6 protein-coding genes are annotated in these 4,965 nt (G+C 62.8%); 1 reads left to right on the forward strand and 5 read right to left on the reverse strand.

The window, feature by feature from the left end; translation table 11 throughout:
- The 4 genes from ACEW8N_RS05990 to ACEW8N_RS06005 form a co-directional block, all read right to left on the reverse strand.
- Nucleotides 1-195, reverse strand: a 195-nt coding sequence (locus tag ACEW8N_RS05990) for a hypothetical protein (protein ID WP_373498899.1), incomplete at its 3' end; no start/stop codon positions are given.
- Complete coding sequence (gene aroQ / locus ACEW8N_RS05995; protein ID WP_373498900.1) at nucleotides 185-631, reverse strand: type II 3-dehydroquinate dehydratase; 447 nt, start codon at nucleotides 629-631, stop codon at nucleotides 185-187. The genes aroQ and ACEW8N_RS05990, both read right to left, overlap by 11 nt.
- A 70-nt stretch (nucleotides 632-701) precedes the next feature.
- The gene (locus ACEW8N_RS06000; RefSeq protein ID WP_373498901.1) at nucleotides 702-1,214 is read right to left on the reverse strand and encodes a shikimate kinase; all 513 of its coding nucleotides are present in this window, start codon (nucleotides 1,212-1,214) and stop codon (nucleotides 702-704) included.
- 16 nt (nucleotides 1,215-1,230) lie between these two features.
- On the reverse strand, nucleotides 1,231-1,980 hold the full coding sequence (locus ACEW8N_RS06005) for a FadR/GntR family transcriptional regulator (protein ID WP_373498902.1): 750 nt from the start codon (nucleotides 1,978-1,980) through the stop codon (nucleotides 1,231-1,233).
- Nucleotides 1,981-2,270: 290 nt separating this feature from the next.
- Between ACEW8N_RS06005 and ACEW8N_RS06010 the strand changes: the two genes are divergently transcribed.
- The gene (locus tag ACEW8N_RS06010; protein ID WP_373498903.1) at nucleotides 2,271-3,683 is read left to right on the forward strand and encodes a phospholipase D-like domain-containing protein; all 1,413 of its coding nucleotides are present in this window, start codon (nucleotides 2,271-2,273) and stop codon (nucleotides 3,681-3,683) included.
- Nucleotides 3,684-3,829: 146 nt separating this feature from the next.
- Here ACEW8N_RS06010 and ACEW8N_RS06015 read toward each other — a convergent pair whose 3' ends face one another.
- Entirely contained in the window at nucleotides 3,830-4,810 is a 981-nt protein-coding gene (locus tag ACEW8N_RS06015; protein WP_373498904.1) for a rhomboid family intramembrane serine protease, read from the reverse strand.
- Nucleotides 4,811-4,965 lie beyond the last annotated feature (155 nt).

The following is a 4,965-nucleotide window of genomic DNA, read 5'->3' on the forward strand; positions in this document are numbered from 1 at the left end:
GTGGACCGAAAGGCCGCGCTCCCGCGCGAACGCCACGGTCGCGGCGACGTCGCCGGCATGCCGGGGATAGACCACGGCGGCGGGCACCTTCTGAAAGATGCTGCCGTCCGTCGAGAGGAGGTGCCGCCTCAGGGCGTCGAGATGGAGATCACCGTCGATGCTTCGGCCCAGGGCGTCGAATCGGTCATTCGTCATCGGAGATCAACCCGGCTGCGGCCCTCAGGCCCAGGAGATAACTGTCCACGCCGAACCCCGTGATCTGCCCCCGGGCCAGGGGAGCGATCAGCGAGACATGCCGGAAGGCTTCCCGCGCATGAATACGGGACATGTGGACCTCCACGACGGGCGCCGTCAGGATGGCTAAAGCGTCCATGATGCCGTAGCTGTAATGGGTCCATGCGCCCGCATTGATGATGACGGCGTCGGTGTTCTCCAGGTGGGCCCGGTGGATCCTTTCGACCATGGCCCCCTCATGGTTGGTTTGGAAGCATTCCACCGCAAGGTTCAATTCCGCCCCGAGTTCCTTCAGCTCCCGGTCGATCTCCGCCAGGGGGATCGCACCGTACTGTTCGGGATCGCGCTTGCCGAACATGTTGAGATTGATCCCGTGCAGGACGAGCACTTTTTTCATGTCGACCTCCTCCATTCGTGAAGACCTCCGTCCCGGTGTCCGCGGAAAGCCGCCCCCGGAATGGACGCCATCAGGACCTGTAGATGTCGAGGAGGCGTCGGGCCGCCTCCTCGGGGGGGATGCCGGTGGTCTCCAGTTGCGTGAACCGGGCGTATCCCGGCTCCCGCTGCCGCATCAGCTCCACGACCCGCTCCAGGGGGTTCTCCGTCTGGAGCAGGGGGCGGGCCACGCCGGAATCCCCCGTGACCCGGGCCAGGATCTCCTCGGGCGTCGCCCGCAGGCAGAAGACCCGGCCGGTTCCGCCGAGGGCCCGGGCATTGCCGGGGTCCAGCATGAGGCGGCCGCCGGTGGAAACGACAAGCCCCTCCTTGGCGCCCAGTTCCCGCGCGATCTCCGCCTCCATGTCGCGAAAGGCCGCCTCGCCCCGTTCCCGGAAAATCTCTGGAACGGTCTGTCCGCAGCGGGCCTGGATCAGTTCATCCGTATCCACGAAACCGTAGCCCAATGCTTTTGCCACCAGTTTCCCCACGGTGCTCTTGCCGGTTCCCATGAACCCGGTCAGAATGATATTGGCCCTTGCCATCGCCGTTCCGCCTTGGTTATTCCCGCAAATCCCTGTGCTGATCCCTCATGTAGGCGCTGAACCGCACGATATGCTTTCGCGCGAGATCGCCGGCCCGGTCCGCATCCTTCTTTTCCACCGCGTCGAGGATGTCCGCAAGGTCCTGAAAATTCTCCCGGAGCCGCCGGTCGTCCGGGGGAAGGAAGGTGTCGTAGTAGGGCTGGATGTTGTCGTGGACCATCGTGTGGATGAAGATATAGATGGGGTTCCCGGTGATGCGGGCCAGGGCCTGGTGGAATTTCTTGTCGACGTCCAGAAACGCCTTCCACTCCCCGATGCCGCCCGCCGCATGCCTGCCGGCCTCGCCCACGAGGGCCTGCAGCCTCAAGACGTCCTCGGCGACGGCCCTTTCGGCGGCCTTGGCCGTGACGATGCCCTCGATATCCTCCCGGAACTCGTGGAGATGGTCCAGGGAGATCTTGCGAAACCGGAGCATGAGCCCCAGGCTCTCGGTCAGAGTCTCGGCCATGGCCGCCGTGACCATGGCGCCGCCGCTGACGCCCAGGCGGATCTCGATCAGCCCCTTCTGCTCGAGCACCCGGAGCGCCTCCCGGAGGGTGCCGCGGCTGACATGAAAGATCTCCCGCATCTCCCGTTCGGACGGGAGCATGTCCCCGGTCTGAAATTCTCCGGTCATGATGGCCTCCTGGATCTGATCCACCACATCCTGGAAGATCCGGCTCTGCCTGGCGGCGCGGAACGTGCCCCGGTCTTTTTTCTTGAGCATGTGATGCAAACCTTTTTTAATCCTGAACACACGCGCCGACGGCGGGTATGAGGGCATGTCGATTCAGCACAAGGGTGTCTGTTACAGTAACGCATATAGTTATAATGATCCAACCATTTTTTTCAAGGCCGGGGGCGCAGGCCCCCCGCCCCGACAGGGAAACGGCGGCACCGCGCGCTCCCCCGTTCCAAACCGCGCCGGATACGCGCCAACGGTGGATCTCCTTCGGGCCGGGCGGCCCCTGAAGATTTTTCTTGCTTATTTCCGGGATATGGTTTTTTTAAAGACACATGAGCAACGGATGGCTGCTACTCCTGTATATCACCCTGGCACTTCCGGCGGCCGGGCACGCCCTGATCTTCAAGAAGGATTCCCGCTCGGCCCTGGGATGGGTCGCCATCTGCCTGGCGTTCCCCCTGGCCGGCCCCACCTGCTATTTCTTCTTCGGGGTCAATCGAATCCGCTCCCGGGCGAGAAAGCTTGAGGAGGGTTCCCCCTTCAAAATCGAGCACGAGATGCGGGACCAGCGGCTGATCATGGCGTTTCAGATCCCGCCCCCGCTGGACGAGATCGCCAGGGTATCCGATGCCGTCATCCGCAGGCCCCTGATCGCCGGCAACACGGTCGTTCCCCTCGTCAACGGCGAGGCGGCGTATCCCGTGATGATGTCAGCCATCGAGACGGCCGAGAAATATCTTTACCTGAGCACCTATATCTTCGAGACCCGCAGGACCGGCCGCGCCTTCATCGACGCCCTCTGCCGGGCCAGGGACCGGGGCGTGGACGTCCGCGTCATTGTCGACGGGGTGGGGGAGTGCTACAGCATCCCGAGGGCGGGCAGGCTGCTTGCCCGACGGGGGATCCGGTTCGCGCGGTTTCTCCCCCCCAGCCTCTATCCCCCGGCCTTCCGGATCAATCTCCGCAATCACCGAAAAATCCTCGTGGCCGACGGGAAGGTCGCCTTTGTGGGCGGGATGAACATCCACGACAGCCACCTAGCGGACCGGAAGGCCAACCGCCATCGCATCATCGACCTCCATTTCCAGCTCACCGGGCCCATCGCGACCCAGATCGAACATGTCTTCCTGGAGGACTGGCGGTTCGCCACCGGGGAAAGCCTGACGCCCGGCCCGGTCCACGCCTTCAACAAGGGCAGCACCATCTGCCGCGCCGTCGTGGACGGCCCCAACATGCGGATCGACCGGCTTGAGATGCTGCTCTTCTGCGCCGTATCGTTTGCCCGCAAGTCCATCTCCATCATGACCCCTTACTTCCTGCCCTCGTCGCAGCTCATCGGCGCCCTCCAGGCCGCCGCCCTGAAAGGGGTGGATGTCCGGATCCTCCTGCCCGGGAAGAACAACCTTCCCTTTGTCCACTGGGCCGCCATGAGGCTGCTGCCCGATCTTCTGGAGCGCGGAGTCCGCATCTTTTTCCAGCCCCCGCCGTTTGTGCACACCAAACTGATCCTCATCGACCACCACTATGCCCAGGTCGGCTCCGCCAATCTCGACACCCGGAGCCTGCGTCTCAATTTTGAACTGATGGTGGAGATCTACGGCCGGAGCGTCAGCCGGGATCTGCTGCCCCTTTTCGAATCCCAGCGCCGGGGCGCCCGGGAGATCTCCCTTGAAGAGATGCAACGCCGGCCCCTCCTCCTGAAGCTGCGCGATTCATTCTTCTGGCTGTTCAAGCCCTATCTCTGATGGATTCGTAAAAAGTCGATTTTCAGACGGTTTTGTAAAAAGGTCGAGATCAAGGCTTGCGAATCCCGAGGAATGAGGCGTACTCACAGTACGCCGCAGTGACGAGGGATGCGCGTAACGCAGATATCGGCCTTTTTACGGAACCGTCATCTCTGATACGCCTCGAACTGGACCGTCAGCATCATATCCCCCCGCCGGCCGTCGGGCATCCGCTTGCCCATGCCGCCCAGCCTGAGGATATTGCCTTCCCGGGTGTCGGACGGGACCGTGACCCGGATCAACTGGTTGTGAAACCCCCACGGGATGTTGACGACCTTCTGTGTGCCGCGCAGGGCTTCATGGGGCGTGATCAGGAGAGTGCCGTAGAGGTTCGGGTCGCCGAGGGGGCCGGTGGGCTGGATGACCTGGAGGCGATGGGTGGTCTTCCGTTCGGCCAGTTGGCGGGTGAAATGGGTGGCGCCGGTGGCGGGAAGCCTCCCCATCAGGCGCAAAAAAAGGATCCCGAACAGGAACCCGCCGATATGCGCCCACCAGGCGATGTCCGTGGCGTTTCCGAAGCTGGCGGCGGCATTGAGAAATTGGATGAAGAACCAGATGCCCATGAAGATGAAGGCCGGCAGTTCAAAGAAGAAGGGAATGATGATGATGGGGACCAGGGTGAGCACCTTGGCCCGGGGGTAGAGGATCAGGTAGGCCCCCATGACGCCGGCGATGGCGCCGCTGGCCCCGACGACCGGTACGTTGGAGTGGATGTTGAGGACCATGTGGGAGACACCCGACGAGATGCCGCAGAGGAGATAGAAGGCAAGGTACCGGAAGGGACCCAGGTGATCTTCGATGTTGTCGCCGAAGATGTAAAGAAACCACATGTTGCCCAGAATGTGGAAAAAACCGCCGTGGAGGAACATGAAGGAGAAAAAGGAGAAGACCTGCTGACCGAAACTGAAGTAGGCCGAGATCTCGGCGTCGAAATACCGGGCGGGGACCAGGCCGTAATAATAGACGAACCGGGCCATGTCCCCGCCCTGCAGCAGCTCCGTCAGGAAGACGAAGACGTTGAGTCCGATGAGGGCGTAATTGACCACCGGAACCGTTCTGGATGGGTTGATGTCTCGAATCGGAATCATGGATCACTCCTGTTCGGTGTTGTTCCGGTCTCCCCCCGGCAGCAGAAAGCCGCCCCCGCGGACCCGTCTATCGCCCTCAGGACCTCCGCGAGCAGCGCCCCTCGGACGGGATCGCCCGGCCGGACCGCGGCCGCCGTGATCCCCTGACGGACGGC

Origin of the sequence: Desulfococcus sp. (assembly GCF_041737845.1) — a bacterium.
Taxonomy (GTDB): Bacteria; Desulfobacterota; Desulfobacteria; order Desulfobacterales; family Desulfococcaceae; genus Desulfococcus.

What these genes read in the sequence shown, in the direction of transcription:
- ACEW8N_RS06015 (WP_373498904.1), bottom strand. Translation starts at nt 4,810, where the DNA reads ATGATTCCGATTCGAGACATCAACCCATCCAGAACGGTTCCGGTGGTC.
- ACEW8N_RS06010 (WP_373498903.1), top strand. Translation starts at nt 2,271, where the DNA reads ATGAGCAACGGATGGCTGCTACTCCTGTATATCACCCTGGCACTTCCG.
- aroQ (WP_373498900.1), bottom strand. Translation starts at nt 631, where the DNA reads ATGAAAAAAGTGCTCGTCCTGCACGGGATCAATCTCAACATGTTCGGC.
- ACEW8N_RS06000 (WP_373498901.1), bottom strand. Translation starts at nt 1,214, where the DNA reads ATGGCAAGGGCCAATATCATTCTGACCGGGTTCATGGGAACCGGCAAG.
- ACEW8N_RS06005 (WP_373498902.1), bottom strand. Translation starts at nt 1,980, where the DNA reads ATGCTCAAGAAAAAAGACCGGGGCACGTTCCGCGCCGCCAGGCAGAGC.